Source organism: Streptomyces sp. Wb2n-11 (assembly GCF_001049855.1).
GTDB classification, from domain to species: domain Bacteria; phylum Actinomycetota; class Actinomycetes; order Streptomycetales; family Streptomycetaceae; genus Streptomyces; species Streptomyces altiplanensis.
Genome location: NZ_CVPB01000001.1, coordinates 1,206,856 through 1,222,627, shown reverse-complemented (window position 1 = coordinate 1,222,627; position 15,772 = coordinate 1,206,856). Strand labels below are relative to the sequence as shown.

Genomic DNA, 15,772 nt, shown 5'->3' with positions numbered 1-15,772 from the left:
CCCACCGGATCGCTAACCTGGAGCGAGTGAGCGCAGAGACCGATAAGAATCCCCCGCAGCCCCTGCAGTACCGGTTCGACGGCCCGGTGGACGCCCCGGTCCTGGTCCTCGGCCCCTCGCTGGGCACGACCTGGCACATGTGGGACCGGCAGATACCGGACCTGACCCGCCACTGGCGCGTGTTCCGCTTCGACCTGCCGGGCCACGGCGGCGCCCCCGCGCACCCCGCCGGCTCCGTCACCGAGCTCGCGGAGCGCCTGCTGGCGACCCTCGACAGTCTCGGTGTGCAGCACTTCGGTTACGCGGGCTGCTCCATCGGCGGCGCGATCGGCGCGGAGCTGGCGCTGCGCCACCCCGCCCGGGTCGCCTCCCTGGGACTCGTCGCGGCATCGCCCAGGTTCGGCACCGCCGACGAGTTCCGCCAGCGCGGTGTGATCGTACGGACGAACGGCTTGGAGCCCATGGCGGCCACCGCGCCCGCCCGCTGGTTCACGCACGGTTTCGCGGCCACGCAGCCGGCGATCGTGGAGTGGGCCGTCCAGATGGTCCGCACCACCGACCCCGGCTGCTACATCGCCGCCTGCGAGGCGCTGGCCGCCTTCGACGTACGCGCCGAACTGGGCCGCATCGGCATCCCGACCCTCGTCCTGGTCGGCTCCGAGGACCAGGTCACCGGCCCCGCCGAGGCGCGCACCCTGGTCGCCGGCATCCCGGACGCCCGGCTGGCGCTGGTCCCCGGGGCGTCCCACCTGGCCCCCGTCGAGCAGCCCGCCGCCGTCACGGACCTGCTCGTACGCCACTTCTCCACCGCCTGGCAGGCCGCCCCCGCCTCGACCACGGGCATGCAGGCGATCCAGCCCCCGCCCGTGATGCCGGTGATCCCCGCGTCCGTCGGACCGGTCGCCGAGATCGGCCCGACCGCGCAGCCCGCCGCCGTACCGGAGCAGGGCGGCCGCCCCGACCCGTACGAAGCCGGGCTCAAGGTCCGCAGGGAGGTTCTGGGCGACGCCCATGTGGACCGCGCCCTCGCCTCCGCCGACGACTTCACCGACGAGTTCCAGGAGCTGATCACCCGCTACGCCTGGGGTGAAGTGTGGACCAGGGAGGGCCTCGACCGGCGTACGCGCAGCTGCGTCACCCTCACCGCGCTGGTCGCCGGCGGCCACCTGGACGAGCTGGCCTTCCACACCCGCGCCGCCCTGCGCAACGGCCTGACGCCCGCCGAGATCAAGGAAGTCCTGATCCAGACGGCCGTCTACTGCGGTGTCCCGGCGGCGAACTCGGCCTTCAGGGTGGCCCAGGCGGTCATCCAGGAGGAGACGACACCGCAGGCGTAGCCCGCTGCCCGCGAGGAGAATGCCCTGTATGAAACTGACCAAGAAGTCCCACGCCTGCATCCGCTTGGAGAAGGACGGGCGGAGGCTCGTCATCGACCCGGGCGGCTTCAGCGAGGAGGACGCCGCGGTCGGCGCCGACGCCATCCTGGTGACGCACGAGCACCCCGACCACTTCGACGAGCACCGGCTGCGGGCCGGTCTGGAGGCGAACCCGGCCGCCGGGCTCTGGACCCTGCGCAGTGTCGCGGACCGGCTCTCGGCGGCCTTCCCCGGCCGCGTGCACACCGTCGGCCACGGCGACACCTTCTCCGCCGCCGGCTTCGACGTCCAGGTCCACGGCGAGCTGCACGCCGTCATCCACCCGGACATCCCGCGGATCACCAATGTCGGCTACCTGGTGGACGGTTCGGTGTTCCATCCCGGCGACGCGCTCACCGTCCCCGAGCACCCCGTCGAGACGCTGATGCTCCCGGTGATGGCCCCGTGGTCGAAGATCTCCGAGGTGATCGACTACGTGCGTGAGGTGAAGCCCCGGCGCGCCATCGACATCCACGACGCGTTGCTCACCGACCTCGCCCGGCCGATCTACGACCGTCAGATCGGCGGCCTGGGCGGCGCCGGCCACAGCCGGCTGGCGCCGGGGGACTCGACCGAACTGTGAGTGTCGGACCCCGCGGATAGGCTGTCGTACATGCGTATCGCGACCTGGAACGTCAACTCGATCACCGCCCGGCTGCCCCGGCTGCTGGCCTGGCTGGAGAGCACCGGCACCGATGTGCTGTGCATCCAGGAGACCAAGACCACCGCCGAGGGCTTTCCCGCCGCCGAGCTGCGCGAGCTCGGCTACGAGTCCGCGGTCAACGCCACGGGCCGGTGGAACGGCGTGGCCGTGATCTCCAGGGCCGGCCTGGAGGACGTCGTCACGGGCCTGCCCGGCGGGCCCGAGTACGAGGGCGTCCAGGAGCCCCGGGCGGTCTCCGCGACCTGCGGCCCGGTCCGCGTCTGGTCGGTGTACGTGCCGAACGGCCGCGAGGTCGGCCACGACCACTACGCGTACAAGCTGCGCTGGCTGGAGGCGCTCAACAAGGCGGTGGCCGAGGACGCTGCCGGGGAGCGGCCGTTCGCCGTCCTCGGCGACTACAACATCGCCCCGGCCGACGAGGACGTCTGGGACCCCGCGCTCTTCGCGGAATCCACCCATGTCACCCCGGCCGAGCGGGCGGCGCTCGCCGCGCTGCGCGACACGGGGCTCCAGGACGTGGTGCCGCGCCCGCTCAAGTACGACCGCCCTTACACCTACTGGGACTACCGCCAGCTGGGCTTCCCGAAGAACAAGGGCATGCGCATCGACCTGGTCTACGGCAACGTCCCGTTCGCCGCCGCGGTCAAGGACAGCTACGTGGACCGCGAGGAGCGCAAGGGCAAGGGAGCGTCCGACCACGCCCCGGTCGTCGTCGACCTCGACGTCTGACGGATACGGATCTTGGCGCGCCTGTGGTGAACATGCCGGGACGAATGCGAGGCTGAGCGGTATGAAGAGCATCCCTTTCCTGGACAACTGGCTCAAGCACCGAGGTGCGGCGCGAGGCGCGGCGGTATTCGCCCCCGGCGCGGACAGCGACCTGGAAGGCCTGGCGGAACTGCTCGCCGAGTGCGAGCTGTTGCGTGTCCGGGCAGGGGATGCCGGCCTCGAACTCGACGACTCCCCGGCCTCGTTGGAGGCCCTCGACCAGCTGACGCCGCTCTGGCGGGACGACCCCGAGGAGCTGCCCTGGCTGGGCAACGACGCGGGCCTCTACCTCGGGTCCGTGATCGTGCGTACGGTCCCCGGCGCCGCCTGGCTCCTGTGGCCGAGCGGTCAGCCGGTGGTGCGGCTGGCCTCCGGCCGCGAGATCAATGTGGTGGAGGCCGGCCTGGACTGGGCGGTGGGCGGCGCGCCCGAGCTCTCCCAGGTGTACGCGGAAGCCGCCGAGTTCTGACCGCCCCGACTCTTTAGTGCCCCTTACGTCCTATTTGGGCGTGTCGAGTGTGAAGTCCCTTATCGGGATGGATAGTTTGCGCTGACCTCGACACAGCTGAGAGTGGGTAGGGCACGTATGGCCGTCGATCCGTTGATCGAGCTGCGTGACGTCAACAAGCACTACGGAACGTTGCACGTCCTGTGGAACGTCAGTCTCACCGTCGGCCGCGGGGAGGTGGTGGTGGTCATCGGCCCGTCCGGCTCCGGCAAGTCGACGCTCTGCCGTGTGATGAACCGGCTGGAGACCGTCGAGTCGGGCACGATCCTCATCGACGGACAGCCGCTCCCCGAGGAGGGCCGCGGGCTCGCCAAGCTGCGCGCCGAGGTGGGGATGGTCTTCCAGTCCTTCAACCTCTTCGCCCACAAGACCGTGCTGGCGAACGTCTCCCTCGCCCAGATCAAGGTCCGGGGGCGCAAGAGGGAGGACGCCGACAGGCGCTCCCGCGAACTCCTGAACCGCGTGGGCCTCGCCAGTCAGGCCGACAAGTACCCCGCCCAGCTCTCCGGCGGCCAGCAGCAGCGCGTGGCCATCGCCCGCGCCCTGGCGATGGACCCCAAGGCCCTCCTCTTCGACGAGCCGACCTCCGCGCTCGACCCGGAGATGATCAACGAGGTCCTCGAAGTCATGCAGCAGCTCGCCCGCGAGGGCATGACGATGGTCGTCGTCACCCACGAGATGGGCTTCGCCCGCTCCGCGGCCAACCGCGTCGTCTTCATGTCCGACGGCTGCGTCATCGAGGACCGCACGCCCGAGGAATTCTTCACCGCTCCGGAGAGCGACCGCGCCAAGGACTTCCTCTCCAAGATCCTCAAGCACTGACGGGGCGGTGTACGGACAGATGCTGCACTCTCCCGGGGGGTGTCCCCCGGACCCCCGGTCGGACAGGCCCGCCCGCCCGCAGATCCGGACCGCCCTCGCGAGGCGACTTTCCATGAAGCGCACCTCCCGCGCCCCCCGCACCGTCGCCGCCCTCGCGCTGCTCCTGCTCGCCGCCACCGGGGCCTGCGGCAAAGAGGGCAGCCCGCCGGTGAAGGGCCCGCAACCCGACGAACTGCCCGCGTACCGGGTGGCGGAGGACTTCCGGCTGCCCGGCTCCAGCACCTGGCAGAAGGCGAAGCGACGCGGCGCCCTCGTCGTCGGCGCCAAGGAGGACCAGCCGTACATGGGTGAGAAGGACCCGGCCACCGGCGTCTACTCGGGCTTCGACATCGAGATCGCCAAGATGGTCTCCGCGTCGCTGGGCTTCGACCCGAAGACCATCCGGTTCCGGACGATCGCGTCGGCCAACCGCGAAACCGCCCTGCAGAACGGCCAGATCGACTACTACGTCGGCACCTACACCATCAACGACAACCGCAAGAAGCTCGTCGGCTTCGCCGGCCCGTACTACATGGCGGGCCAGTCCCTGCTGGTGCGTGCCGACGAGGACGGCATCGACGGGCCGCGGGACCTCGACGGCAAGCGCGTGTGCTCCGCCGCCGGCTCCACCCCGTTCCAGCGGATCGAGGCGGACTACCCGAAGGCCGTTCTCGTCGCGTACGACACCTACTCCGTCTGCGTCGACAACCTGCTGACCTTCCAGGTCGAGGCCGTCACCACCGACGACACGATCCTGATGGGATACGCCGCCAAGGCCCCCGACGAGTTCAAGGTCGTCGGCAGGCCCTTCTCGGAAGAGCCCTACGGCATCGGCGTCCCGCGCGGCGACGACGTCCTGCGCTTCGCCATCAACGACGCCCTCGCCGCGCACGAGAAGAACGGCGACTGGCAGAAGGCGTACGACGCGACCCTCGGCCTCTCCGGCAGAGAGGCCACCCCGGCCCCGCCCATCGACCGCTACCCGGCGAGCTGAGGGAGCCGTAAGCCATGGACGTACTCACCGACAACTTCTCCCTCTACGGCAAGGGATTCCTCGGCACCGTCGAACTCACCGTCTACTCCTCCCTTCTCGCCCTCGCCCTCGGCTTCGTCATGGCCTCCTTCCGCGTCGCGCCCGTCGGCTCGCTGCGGGCGCTGGGCACCGTCTGGGTCACGGTGCTGCGCAACACCCCGCTGACCCTGCTGTTCTTCGCGGTCCTGCTCGGCCTGCCGCGCTTCGGGCTCGTCCTGCCGTTCCAGCTCTTCGCGGTGATCGCGCTCGGCTGCTACACCTCGGCGTTCATCTGCGAGGCACTGCGCTCCGGCATCAACACCGTGCCGCTGGGGCAGGGCGAGGCGGCCCGCAGCCTCGGCATGACGTTCAGCCAGACCCTCGGCGCCGTCGTGCTGCCGCAGGCCTTCCGCACCGTCATCCCGCCGATCGGCTCCACCCTCATCGCGCTCGCGAAGAACTCGGCGATCGCCGGCGCGTTCAGCGTCACCGAACTGCTCGGCACGTACAAGACCCTCAACGAGCTGGGCTACGGCATCATCTGGACGTTCATCTGGATCGCCGTCGGCTACCTGGTCATCACCCTGACCGTCAGCGCGCTCTTCAACGCGCTGGAGAAGTACTGGGGAGTCGCCCGATGACCGCCGCTTCCACCGCCCTCTACGACATCCCCGGCCCCGCCACCCGCAAGCGGCACTTCCTGTACGGCGTGGTGTCGGCCCTGCTCATCGCCGCGCTGGCCGGCTGGGTGGTGTATCTGCTGTTCGACACCGACCAGTTCACCGCCGCCAAGTGGAACCCCTTCGTGTACGAGGGGATTCAGGAACTGCTGCTGCGCGGACTCGGCAACACCCTCAAGGCCTTCGCGTACGCCGCGGTGCTCTCGCTCGCACTCGGCGCGCTCCTCGCGACCGGCAGGCTCTCCGAGCACCGTCCGCTGCGCTGGCTGGCGACACTGCTGGTCGAGTTCTTCCGCGCCATGCCCGTACTGGTGATGATCTTCTTCATCTTCGTGGCGCTGAAGGTCCAGCCGCTGCCCGCTCTGGTGGCCGGACTGACGTTGTACAACGGCTCGGTGCTCGCCGAGGTGTTCCGTACGGGGGTCAACTCCGTGGAAAGGGGGCAACGGGAGGCGGCGTACTCACTCGGCATGCGCAAGATGCAGGTCATGACGTACGTCCTGGTGCCGCAGGGGGTCCGGGCGATGATGCCGACCATCATCAGCCAGCTGGTGGTCGCTCTCAAGGACACCTCGCTCGGCTTCCTGATCACCTATGAGGAGTTCCTCCACGCCGGCAAACTCATCGCATCGAATCTCGACTACGATTTGCCGTTCATCCCCGTGGTGATGGTGATCTCGCCGATCTACATCGGGATGTGCATGCTGCTCTCCTGGTTCGCCCAGTGGGTGGCCAAGCGGGAGAAACGCAGTCCCAAGACCGAAGCGGTGGACGTCGGCCCGGCCGAGCCGGGGGCGCTGCTGCCGGGCGTTCGTTAGTGCAAGGGGCACATGCCCGCCCGGCAGCAGCCGGAGATCACTTGTCGCGCAGTGGGACCGACACGTACGACGGGTCGGACTCGGGCGACGAGAAGGTCAGCTGCGAGCCGGGCGGGTTGTGCTCGATGTAGAGCGGGTCGACGGTGTCGATCACCAGGGCCAGCCGGTGGCCCGCCGGGACGTCGTAGGCGGTGGAGAACAGCTCCAGGTCGACGGTGAACGGCGTGCCGGGCGTCCGGCCGTGGAAGGTGTACGGCGCGTTGCTGACCAGCTTGCCGAGGCCGAGCGGGCCCACGTCGTAGAGGTAGGCGACGAGGGTGCCGCTCTCCTTGGTGCTGGAGAGCGTCGTGTGGATTTTGGCGGTGCCGCGGACGCGCTGGGCGTCGGTGTACCGATCCGACTCCCAGACCGAGGCGTACGTACGCGGCAGCAGGGGTATGGACGCGACCGGCGGCAGCTTCAGGAACTGGTCGAGGGCGTTGGACAGCAGAACGATCCCGCCGTTGGCGCCGGAGTCGACGTTCGCACGGATGGTCCGGCTGCCCCCCATGGCGATCTTCCGCTGGTCGGCGCCGACCGACTTCCAGTCGGGGTAGCCCTCGTACGCGCCGGTGGAACGGGGTTTCAGCTGGACCGGCTGTTCGCGGTCGATGTCGTTGGCCGCGCCGTTCAGGTGGTGGTCGAACCAGCGCTGGGCATTGGTCCAGACGTCGTTCGGGAGCCCGAGCAGGCCGGTGGCCTCGGCGGTGGCGTGATCGCCGGGGCGCAGTTCCAGGCGCTTGGGGCCGGTGAGCTTCTCGTAGAACCCGGCGTACTGGTTGGGCGGGAAGACGGTGTCGCCCCAGGCGTTGCCCAGCATGACCGCCGGGCCGTTCCTGTTGATCTGATCGAGGTAGGTGGCGGGGGAGCGTTTCTTCCCCCACGCGATCATGTCCTGCTCCTTGGCCAGGTTGGAGCCGAGGAAGTCCTCCATCGTCCGCTGGAGCTCGGCGCTCGGGCGGCCGGCGAGGGAACCGGCGCCGGTGAGCAGCGCGGCGGCCTGGAGGTGCTGCGTACGGCCGGAGTAGATCGAGTCGATGAGGTCGGCCCAACCGCTCAGCGCGACGACCGCCTTGATCCGCTTGTCGTGTCCGGCGGCGAGGAGGCTGATCCCGGCGCCGTACGAGACACCCGCCATGCCGACCTTCCCGGGGTCGGCCGGGGTGTGGGCGAGCGCCCAGTCGATCACCTTGGAGGCGTCGGCGATGTCCGGCGGCCCCGCGACCTCGATGGTGCCGCCGGACTGCCAGAAGCCGCGCGAGTTGTAGCTGACGACCACGTAGCCGGAGTCGGCGAGCTTCTTCGCCTGGGCGGCGTACTCGATCTGCGGCATGGCCCAGCTGGTCGGCAGCACGATCACGGGGTAGGTGCGGCTGCCGTCGGCGCCGGCCGGGGTGAAGACGTTGGCTTTGAGCACGGTGCCGCCGTCGCCGGGGATGTCGACGAACCGTACGCCCGGGAGAGCCGAGGACGCCGCCGCGGGCTGTGCGGGGGCGGCAGCGGCCGGGGCGGCGGGCGTCAGGCCGGCAGCGGTTCCGGCCAGCAGTACGGCGGCGGTGGCGGCACCGGCCGTAGTGGCGCGCAGAGACGTGTGGGGGTGTCTCACGGGTCACTTCCTCACGTGTGTCAGTGGAAAAGTGACCCGACGGTAACGTCCGGTGCTTACCGCTGGTAACCACTCGGCGCGTCACGTGGCGGTAACGATTGTTGTACGGCGTGTCAACAGCGCCTGCGGCGTGGGCGGCGGCCGTCCGGAGCGGCCGCCCGGTGCGTCAGTGCAGGGCGCTCAGGTCCTGCCAGTCCGCCCAGGAGGTGTTCCAGTCGCCGTAGCCGTTGTTGAGCGCGACCGTGCCCTTGGCGTCGTTGCCCGTCATCTCGAACGGGTCGCCGACCTGGACCTGGTCGTAGACCCACGACGCGTCGTCGTCGCTCATCCCGATGCAGCCCGAGCTCTTGTTGGTCTTGCCGAAGTGGGCGGTGTTCCAGGGCGCGGCGTGCGCGTACATCCCCGACCAGGTCAGGCGCATCGAGGAGTCGACCATCTTGTCGTAGGCGTCGCCGAGGCCCACGGTCTCGGAGCGCATGTTGATCGTGCCCTCCTTGGCCATCAGCACGGCCGTCCCGCGCCAGGACGCCCTGTCGCCGCCGGGGGTGCCGGCCGACATCGGCACGTCCCTGACCAGCTGCCCGTCGCGCATCAGCCGGAGGCGGTGGTTGTCGAGGTCCACCTTGACGACCTGGTCCCTGCCGACGGTGAAGTCCGTGGCGTAGTCGCGTACGAACCAGCGGCCGGCCCCCGAGTCGACACCGCCCAGGTTCGCCTTCAGGGAGACCTTCGTGCCCGGCTTCCAGTAGTCCTTGGGGCGCCAGTCGACGCGGTCCTTGCCGGAGTAGTCCCGCATCCAGCCCCAGGAGCCCTCGGTGTTGTTCGAGGTGCTGACCCGGAGGCGCTTCTCGACGGCGGCCTTGTTCTTGACCGGGTGGTCGAAGACGACCGACAGCGGCTGGGCGATGCCGACCGTGGTGTCGTGGCCGGGGGCCAGGTTGAGCGTGTTGACCTTGCCGGAGGGGACCGTGGCGAAGCCGGACTTCGCGCTGCCGCCGCTCTCCGTCCCGGCCTCGACGGTGTAGCCGGTGCCGGGGTCGGTCTTGTGGCCGGACGTCCAGGACTTCCCGTCCGAGGACACCTCTCCGTCGAGTTTCCCGCCCCTGGAGTCACTCACCGTGACGTCCTTCAGCCTGTCACCGGCGACCTTCACCCGCACCGGCTCGTCCGCCTTGGCGTGCTCGCCCCGGAGGTTCACCGAGACGTCGGCGGGCCTTTCCGGCCGGTCGGCCACCTCTGCCTGAGCGGCCCCGCCGCCGGAGCAGGCGGTGAGCGCGACGGTGAGCACCGCCGTGCCGACCAGCAGATCGCGGTTGCGGTGGGGGGTGCGGGCGTGGCGGTGCGTGCGGCTCAAGCTGCTCAACGGAAAACCTTCCGGTGCGATGTCTGTCGTCCCGAACAGCCGATTGAACAGGGAGTGGACGTGCGAATGGTGAAAATTTCGCCCAATTCGCCTGTGACAAATGCCGCAGAAGGAGCGACGGCCATCCAGCCGCTCCGCGAGAAGCGCGTGGAACCGGGGCCGGGGCCGGGTCCTGGTCCAGGAGCGGGGTCCGGGCGGCGCGGGTCACATCGGCGATGACTTCCACCACATCCGGCCCGTACGCCTGGGAATTGATCACCTTCAGCAGCAGGCAGAAGGAGCTGTTGCCGTGGGCGCGGGCAGGCTTCTCGTGGTTGCGGGCGAGGCGGCGGGTCGCGGCCTGGTGGGTGATCGCGCGCTGCCCGCGGAAGGGGAACATCGGCCTCGCCTCCTGGCCACCGGTCAGGCGCGCCAGCAGGACGTACCCGGTCGTCCCGGGATCCATGGGGCAGTGCTCGCCGCCGATCCGGAAGGCGCCCCGGTCCGGACCCGGCTCGGCGTCGGTGTCGATCCGGACGCCTGGGAGCAGGGAACGCAGGTGGGCGGCCATCCGGCGGTTCGATCCGGGGCCGCCGAGACAGAATTCCGTGTGCTCGCCGAAGCCCTGTCGCGCGACGTCGTGGAAGAGGATCCGGGCGTGCGCCCCGCAGCCCTTGATCCGGGCGGCGAACTCCAGGAGCGCGAAGACGTCGTACCGGTGCACCGCGCCGTCGCCGCCCGCCTCACGGTCCACCACGGCAGCGACTCGGAGTTCCCGGCAGCCCGAGGAACGCCTGCCGGTGACGCAGCTTGCGCCGCCACAGATGCGTACGGGTGAGCCAGCCGATCGAAGCGCTGATCCCGGCCGCGATCACGCCCGGCACGGTGCTGCGTACGTCGTCGGTCACGGGGCGGCAGGCCGACGATTCGACGCACCGGTGTTCGAGGGGTCCTGACGGGGCGGGCACGGTGAAGTTACGCTGCGCGGACACGTGTTGACTGGAGGTACGCATGCGCCGTTCCACGGTACGAGTGCTGTCATTCTGGGCCGTCGCCGCGGCGGTGGTGTCGGCGGGCGCGACCGCGCCGCCCGCCGCCGCCCCCACGGCATCACCGCCCGCCCCCGCCAAGACGCCGGTCGCCGTCGGGCACGGGGGAGCGGTCGCCAGTGTCGACGCGGACGCCTCCGCCGCCGGGATCGAGGTCCTGAAGCGGGGCGGCAACGCGGTGGACGCGGCGGTCGCCACGGCGGCGGCGCTCGGCGTCACCGAGCCGTACTCGGCGGGCATCGGCGGCGGTGGCTACTTCGTCTACTACGACGCCAAGTCCCGCACCGTACGCACGGTCGACGGGCGCGAGACCGCGCCGCTGAGCGCCGACGAATCCCTCTTCCTGGAGAACGGCAAGCCCATCCCGTTCGACCAGGTGATGACGAGCGGGCGCAGCGTCGGCACGCCCGGCACCCCGGCCACCTGGGACACGGTGCTCGACCAGTGGGGCAGCAAGCCGCTGCGCACGCTGCTCGCCCCCGCCGAGAAGCTCGCGCGCGACGGCTTCACCGTCGATGCCACCTTCCGCTCCCAGACCAAGGCGAACGAGGCGCGGTTCAGGGACTTCCCGGACACGGCGGAGCTGTTCCTGCCGGGCGGGAAGCTGCCGGTGGTGGGGTCCCGCTTCAAGAACCCCGACCTCGCGCGCACGTACGGGAAGCTGGCCCGCGGCGGTGTCGGCGAGCTGTACCGCGGCGACATCGCCCGCGACATCGTGCGTACGGTCCGCAAACCCCCGGTCGACCCGGAGGCGACCAGGGTGGTGCGGGCGGGCGACCTGACGGCGAAGGACCTGCGCACGTACGGCACGCTCGGCCAGAAGCCGACGAAGATCTCCTACCGCGGGCTCGACGTGTACGGCATGGCGCCGTCCTCGTCGGGCGGTACGAGCGTCGGCGAGGCCCTCAACATCCTCGAGCGCACCGACCTGAGGCCCGGGGCCACCACGCAGGCGCAGTACCTGCACCGCTTCATCGAGGCGAGCCGGATCGCGTTCGCGGACCGGGGGCGGTGGGTCGGCGACCCGGCCTTCGAGGACGTCCCCGTGAAGGGCCTGCTGTCCCAGCGGTTCGCCGACTCGCGGGAGTGCCTCATCAAGGACGACGCGGTGCTGAAGAGCCCGCTCGCGCCGGGAGATCCGCGCAGGCCCAAGGGGTGCGGTGCGGCGGGGACGGCGGCCCCGACGACGTACGAGGGCGAGAACACGACGCACCTCACGGCGGCCGACAAGTGGGGCAACGTCGTCGCGTACACCCTCACCATCGAGTCGACGGGCGGCAGCGGCATCACCGTCCCCGGCCGGGGCTTCATCCTCAACAACGAGCTGACGGACTTCTCCTTCGCGCCCGCCAACCCGGCGGTCCACGACCCGAACCTGCCGGGGCCCGGGAAGCGCCCGCGCTCGTCGATGGCCCCGACGATCGTGCTGGAGGACGGCCGCCCGCTGCTCGCGCTGGGGTCCCCGGGCGGCGCGACCATCATCGCGACGGTGCTCCAGACCCTGACCGGCCACCTGGACCGCGGACTGCCGCTGGCCGAGGCGATCGCGGCGCCGCGCGCGAGCCAGCGCAACGCCGCGACGACGGAGATCGAACCCGGCCTGTGGAACAGTCCGTTGCGGGCCGAACTCGAATCCATCGGCCACGCCTTCAAGAGGAACCCGGAGATCGGCGCGGCGACGGGCGTTCAGCGGCTGCCGGACGGACGGTGGCTCGCGGCGGCGGAGAAGGTGCGGCGGGGCGGCGGCTCGGCGATGGTGGTGGCGCCGAGCGGCAGGCCGTAGCGCCGGCGCGAGCCGCTGCGGGGCTCCGCCCCGGAGGATCCCGGGCGTCCTCCGGGGCGGAGCCCCGGTACGAAATTCCCGCCCCGCCTCACAGCACCGTCAGCACGCGCGGACCCGTGTCCGTGACCGCCGCCGTGTGTTCCGCGGGGGAGGCCCGGCTGCCGCCGGAGGTGCGCAGCGTCCATCCGCGGGGGCCGCGCAGTACGCGTCCCGGCCGCCGCCGATCAGCATCGGTTCGACGGTCGGCGCCATGCCGTGACGCAGGACGAGGGCCGCGTCCCGCACGGCCCTCGTTCGGCACCTCGGGGCCTCCTGCGTGGTGCGGGCCCACGCGCCCCGTGGCCGTCGAGCCCTGCGGGACGCCGTGGCCCGCGGACCGGCGGACGCGCCCGATCGTGTGGGCGATGTCGCCGACGCGGTTGCCGGGGCGGCGGACGCGATACCCGCGCACAGGGCATCACGGGTGTTTTCGGCCAGGCGTACGTCGTCGGGGCGGGCCGTGCCGACGCCGAAGGTGACGGCCGGGTCGCCGGCCCGGTCGTCGGGTGTCGCGCCGCAGCCGGTGCTGACGAGATCGCCGCCGCGCAGGCGGCAACCGGTCGGGGCGCCGTGCGCGATCGCGTCGTCGACGGAGGTGCGGATGACGCCGGGGGAACGGCGGGGGAGGGGACGGGGGCCGGTCCGGGCGGTGGTCCGGGCAGGGCTGCGAGGCACCGGCCCCCCGCAGGACTTCGCGGGCCGCCTCGTCCGGCTCGCGCAGGCTGACGCCGGCGCCCACCGCTTCCCGTACGGAGGCCAGGGGCTGGGCCGCCCCGCCCTGTTTCCCGCGGCGCACCCGCCGAGTGGTCCGTCCCGATCTGGGCCATTTCAATTACTATACCGGTCTCGACGGTATTAGAATGACGTCATGGTACGTACCCCCCTCACCCCGAAGAGCGCGAACGCGGCGAGCGTCTGGGCCAGTTGCTTCGGCAGGCGCGCGGTGACCGCACCATGGTGGACGTCGCGGCCCGCGCCGGCCTCTCCCCCGAAACCCTCCGCAAAATCGAAACGGGCCGCGCCCCGACCCCCGCCTTCTTCACGGTGGCGGCACTGGCGGGCGCGCTCGGCCTGTCGATGGACGACGTCGCGGCCCGCTGCGCCCTGGTTCCGGTGTGAGCCGCGCCCGGAGCGGGGAGCGCCTGCCGGAGCCGGCCGGGGCCCGGGCGGCGTACGACGTAGTCTCACGGGCATGACTTCCGACCAGGACGACCCGCTCGCCGTGCTCGGCCGCAGCCCGTACGTCAGCCTGACCACCTTCCGCAAGAACGGCACCGGGGTCGCCACGCCGGTGTGGGCCGCCTCCGACGGCACCGAACTCTACGTATGGACCAGGGCCGACTCCTGGAAGGTCAAGCGGCTGCGCAACGACCAGCGGGTCGTGGTGGCGGCGTGCGACGTGCGCGGGCGCGTCAAGGACGGCGCGCCGTCCGCCGAGGGCACCGCGCGGCTGCTGGACGCGGACGGCCTGCGCGCGGCGCGCAGGCTCCTCGCGCGCAAGTACACCTGGCAGTTCTGGCTCACCGACGTGCCCGCCATGGTCGTCCGGCTCGGCAAGCGACCGCACGTCGGTATCGCCATCAGCTTCTGACTCCGACCGCCATGAGGAGTCTGCGCCTCATGCGAAAACCGCCCGTAGCGGCGCCGTAACACGGCTGCGGTCCAATGCCTGCGGACCGGATCGGACCGAACGGTTCCGGGTGGGCGGCAGGGGCGGGCGGCTATGGCGGTAGGTCAACACGCTTCACCGGGCGAGGAGTTCGCGCGCTGTCTGCGCGAACTGTCGGCGCTCGTCGACACGGGCGTCGGCTGGTGCGGCGTCTTCGGGCAGCGCGACCCCGAGGGCATGCGCGCCTGGTTCGCCGGTGCCGAGCTCCCGCCGGGAGACGTTCTGGAGGCACTCCTCCAGGACCTGGCCGCACGGCACGGTACGGCAGCCGCCGAGCGCGCGGCCGTACGCGCGCGGGAGCTGCACACGGCGGCGGCCGCCGCGCACGACCGGCGGCCGGGCGGACGCGAGGCGCTGGTGGAGCGGCTCGGGGCGATGCGGCGCGAGCAGACGTACGCCGCCGGACGGGAGCGGGAGCTGGCGCTGCGCCTGCGGGAGCCGTCCGGCGGTTCCGACGGGCAGGGGCTCGACGTCCGGCTGGCCTGGGCGCGCGACGATTACGAACGCGCGACGGCCCGCTGCGCGGAGCTGAGTGCGCGCCTGGCGGCCCTGGACGCACCGCCCCCGCCGCCCCGGGAACGCCCTCCGGCCCGTCCCCCGGCCCCGGGCTCGTGGTTCCGCGGGGAGGCGTCCGTGGCGGCCGGTGCCCCGGAGGGGCCGGAAGCCGCCGCACCGACGTACCCGGCCCGGCCCGGTCCGGCCCGTCCGGTGCGCGAGGACACGCCCGGAGGGCGCCCGGGGGCCAGGGGGCCCGCCGGCTCCGGCCGCGTCACCACTCCCGGACGGCGCCCCCGCGGGGCCCGCTACGCCGGGCTCGACGACGACGGAAGCGCTGCGTCCGCCGTGCCCGCGGCGCCTCCCGCCCGGGCCGCCGCTCCACGGGGCGCCCGGTACGCCGGGGTGGAGGAGCCGGAGGCCGCCGCCGTGACGGACACCGCGGACCTCGCCCGGGACACCCGCGCCGTCACCGGCACCGTCGCCGTGCTCGTGCGGCTGCGCGCCCAGGGGCGTACCGGCGAGGCGCACGTGCTCCTCTGCGAGGCCGCCGGCTGGCCCCCGGCGCGGCTGCCCGCGCTCGCCGCCGCCCTGCACCGGGCCGGGCTCGGCGCCGACTGGGCCACCCTCCTCTGGGAGGTGGCCTCGCTGCCGCCCGACCGGGTCGCCGCCGTCGCCGGGGCACTCGGCGCCGCGGGGCTCGCCGACGACGGCCGGCAACTGCTGCGGCAGGGCGTCGCGCGCCCCGCCGCCGAGATCGCGGCCGCGCTGCTCGCCCTGGACGGCTCGGGCGGACGCGAGCGCGAAGTGCGGGCGCTGGCCGAGGCGTTCGTGCACGTGCGTACGCCCGAGGACGTCGCCCAGGCCGCCCGGACCGACCCGCGCCGCCTCTCCCCGCTGCTGCTCGACACCGCGCGGCGGGTGTCGCAGAGCCGGTACCGGGCCGTCGTCCACGCCCTGCGGGTGGCGGGCGCCGCACCGTGAACGCCCCGGAGGCCGTGAACCCCGCGGCCTCCCCGTGTCA

13 protein-coding genes and 3 pseudogenes are annotated in these 15,772 nt (G+C 71.9%); 12 read left to right on the top strand and 4 right to left on the bottom strand.

Features of this window, described 5'->3' with window-relative positions:
- Positions 1-17 precede the first annotated feature (17 nt).
- The 8 genes from pcaC (at position 18) to BN1555_RS05365 (ending at position 6,726) form a co-directional block, all read left to right on the top strand.
- Positions 18-1,337, top strand: coding sequence for a bifunctional 3-oxoadipate enol-lactonase/4-carboxymuconolactone decarboxylase PcaDC (pcaC, locus tag BN1555_RS05400; RefSeq protein WP_093803202.1), 1,320 nt, complete (start codon positions 18-20; stop codon positions 1,335-1,337).
- A gap of 28 nt (positions 1,338-1,365) precedes the next feature.
- Positions 1,366-1,998 (top strand): MBL fold metallo-hydrolase, encoded by a 633-nt coding sequence (locus tag BN1555_RS05395; protein ID WP_093798317.1) that lies wholly within the window; start codon positions 1,366-1,368, stop codon positions 1,996-1,998.
- 30 nt (positions 1,999-2,028) lie between these two features.
- The gene (locus BN1555_RS05390) at positions 2,029-2,808 is read left to right on the top strand and encodes an exodeoxyribonuclease III (protein WP_093798316.1); all 780 of its coding nucleotides are present in this window, start codon (positions 2,029-2,031) and stop codon (positions 2,806-2,808) included.
- A 61-nt stretch (positions 2,809-2,869) separates the two neighbouring features.
- Positions 2,870-3,316 carry a DUF6278 family protein gene (locus BN1555_RS05385; protein ID WP_093798315.1) on the top strand — a complete coding sequence of 149 codons (447 nt, stop codon included), beginning with the start codon at positions 2,870-2,872 and terminating at the stop codon, positions 3,314-3,316.
- 117 nt (positions 3,317-3,433) lie between these two features.
- Positions 3,434-4,177, top strand: coding sequence for an amino acid ABC transporter ATP-binding protein (locus BN1555_RS05380; protein WP_093798314.1), 744 nt, complete (start codon positions 3,434-3,436; stop codon positions 4,175-4,177).
- A gap of 112 nt (positions 4,178-4,289) precedes the next feature.
- The gene (locus BN1555_RS05375; RefSeq protein WP_176709959.1) at positions 4,290-5,210 is read left to right on the top strand and encodes a glutamate ABC transporter substrate-binding protein; all 921 of its coding nucleotides are present in this window, start codon (positions 4,290-4,292) and stop codon (positions 5,208-5,210) included.
- Between the two features lie 14 nt (positions 5,211-5,224).
- Positions 5,225-5,869 carry an amino acid ABC transporter permease gene (locus BN1555_RS05370; protein ID WP_093798313.1) on the top strand — a complete coding sequence of 215 codons (645 nt, stop codon included), beginning with the start codon at positions 5,225-5,227 and terminating at the stop codon, positions 5,867-5,869.
- On the top strand, positions 5,866-6,726 hold the full coding sequence (locus tag BN1555_RS05365) for an amino acid ABC transporter permease (protein WP_093798312.1): 861 nt from the start codon (positions 5,866-5,868) through the stop codon (positions 6,724-6,726). The genes BN1555_RS05370 and BN1555_RS05365 overlap by 4 nt, the downstream gene beginning before the upstream one ends.
- A 37-nt stretch (positions 6,727-6,763) precedes the next feature.
- On the opposite strand, the gene BN1555_RS05360 is transcribed toward BN1555_RS05365, so the two are convergent.
- The 3 genes and pseudogenes from BN1555_RS05360 to BN1555_RS40125 form a co-directional block, all read right to left on the bottom strand.
- A complete protein-coding gene (locus BN1555_RS05360; protein ID WP_093798311.1) occupies positions 6,764-8,371 on the bottom strand; it encodes a CocE/NonD family hydrolase in 1,608 nt (535 codons plus the stop codon).
- A gap of 166 nt (positions 8,372-8,537) precedes the next feature.
- Positions 8,538-9,677 (bottom strand): L,D-transpeptidase, encoded by a 1,140-nt coding sequence (locus BN1555_RS05355; RefSeq protein WP_255306359.1) that lies wholly within the window; start codon positions 9,675-9,677, stop codon positions 8,538-8,540.
- A gap of 238 nt (positions 9,678-9,915) precedes the next feature.
- A pseudogene (locus BN1555_RS40125) lies at positions 9,916-10,621 on the bottom strand (hypothetical protein); the annotation flags it as partial.
- A 103-nt stretch (positions 10,622-10,724) separates the two neighbouring features.
- Here BN1555_RS40125 and ggt point away from each other — a divergent pair.
- Positions 10,725-12,545 (top strand): gamma-glutamyltransferase, encoded by a 1,821-nt coding sequence (ggt, locus tag BN1555_RS05345; RefSeq protein WP_093798309.1) that lies wholly within the window; start codon positions 10,725-10,727, stop codon positions 12,543-12,545.
- An 88-nt stretch (positions 12,546-12,633) separates the two neighbouring features.
- Here the strand turns inward: ggt and BN1555_RS05340 are convergent.
- Positions 12,634-13,411, bottom strand: a pseudogene (locus BN1555_RS05340) (M24 family metallopeptidase).
- A 41-nt stretch (positions 13,412-13,452) separates the two neighbouring features.
- Between BN1555_RS05340 and BN1555_RS05335 the strand changes: the two are divergent.
- From BN1555_RS05335 to BN1555_RS05325, 3 genes and pseudogenes are all read left to right on the top strand, one after another.
- A pseudogene (locus BN1555_RS05335) lies at positions 13,453-13,703 on the top strand (helix-turn-helix domain-containing protein).
- A gap of 73 nt (positions 13,704-13,776) precedes the next feature.
- Entirely contained in the window at positions 13,777-14,175 is a 399-nt protein-coding gene (locus tag BN1555_RS05330) for a PPOX class F420-dependent oxidoreductase (protein ID WP_093798308.1), read from the top strand.
- 132 nt (positions 14,176-14,307) lie between these two features.
- Positions 14,308-15,732, top strand: coding sequence for a hypothetical protein (locus BN1555_RS05325; RefSeq protein ID WP_093798307.1), 1,425 nt, complete (start codon positions 14,308-14,310; stop codon positions 15,730-15,732).
- Positions 15,733-15,772: the final 40 nt, after the last annotated feature.

Bases quoted from the DNA above. Each gene is read 5' to 3' on its own strand.
- BN1555_RS05395 (WP_093798317.1), top strand. From the start codon at position 1,366: ATGAAACTGACCAAGAAGTCCCACGCCTGCATCCGCTTGGAGAAGGAC.
- BN1555_RS05390 (WP_093798316.1), top strand. From the start codon at position 2,029: ATGCGTATCGCGACCTGGAACGTCAACTCGATCACCGCCCGGCTGCCC.
- BN1555_RS05385 (WP_093798315.1), top strand. From the start codon at position 2,870: ATGAAGAGCATCCCTTTCCTGGACAACTGGCTCAAGCACCGAGGTGCG.
- BN1555_RS05380 (WP_093798314.1), top strand. From the start codon at position 3,434: ATGGCCGTCGATCCGTTGATCGAGCTGCGTGACGTCAACAAGCACTAC.
- BN1555_RS05375 (WP_176709959.1), top strand. From the start codon at position 4,290: ATGAAGCGCACCTCCCGCGCCCCCCGCACCGTCGCCGCCCTCGCGCTG.
- BN1555_RS05370 (WP_093798313.1), top strand. From the start codon at position 5,225: ATGGACGTACTCACCGACAACTTCTCCCTCTACGGCAAGGGATTCCTC.
- BN1555_RS05365 (WP_093798312.1), top strand. From the start codon at position 5,866: ATGACCGCCGCTTCCACCGCCCTCTACGACATCCCCGGCCCCGCCACC.
- ggt (WP_093798309.1), top strand. From the start codon at position 10,725: ATGCGCCGTTCCACGGTACGAGTGCTGTCATTCTGGGCCGTCGCCGCG.
- BN1555_RS05330 (WP_093798308.1), top strand. From the start codon at position 13,777: ATGACTTCCGACCAGGACGACCCGCTCGCCGTGCTCGGCCGCAGCCCG.
- BN1555_RS05325 (WP_093798307.1), top strand. From the start codon at position 14,308: ATGGCGGTAGGTCAACACGCTTCACCGGGCGAGGAGTTCGCGCGCTGT.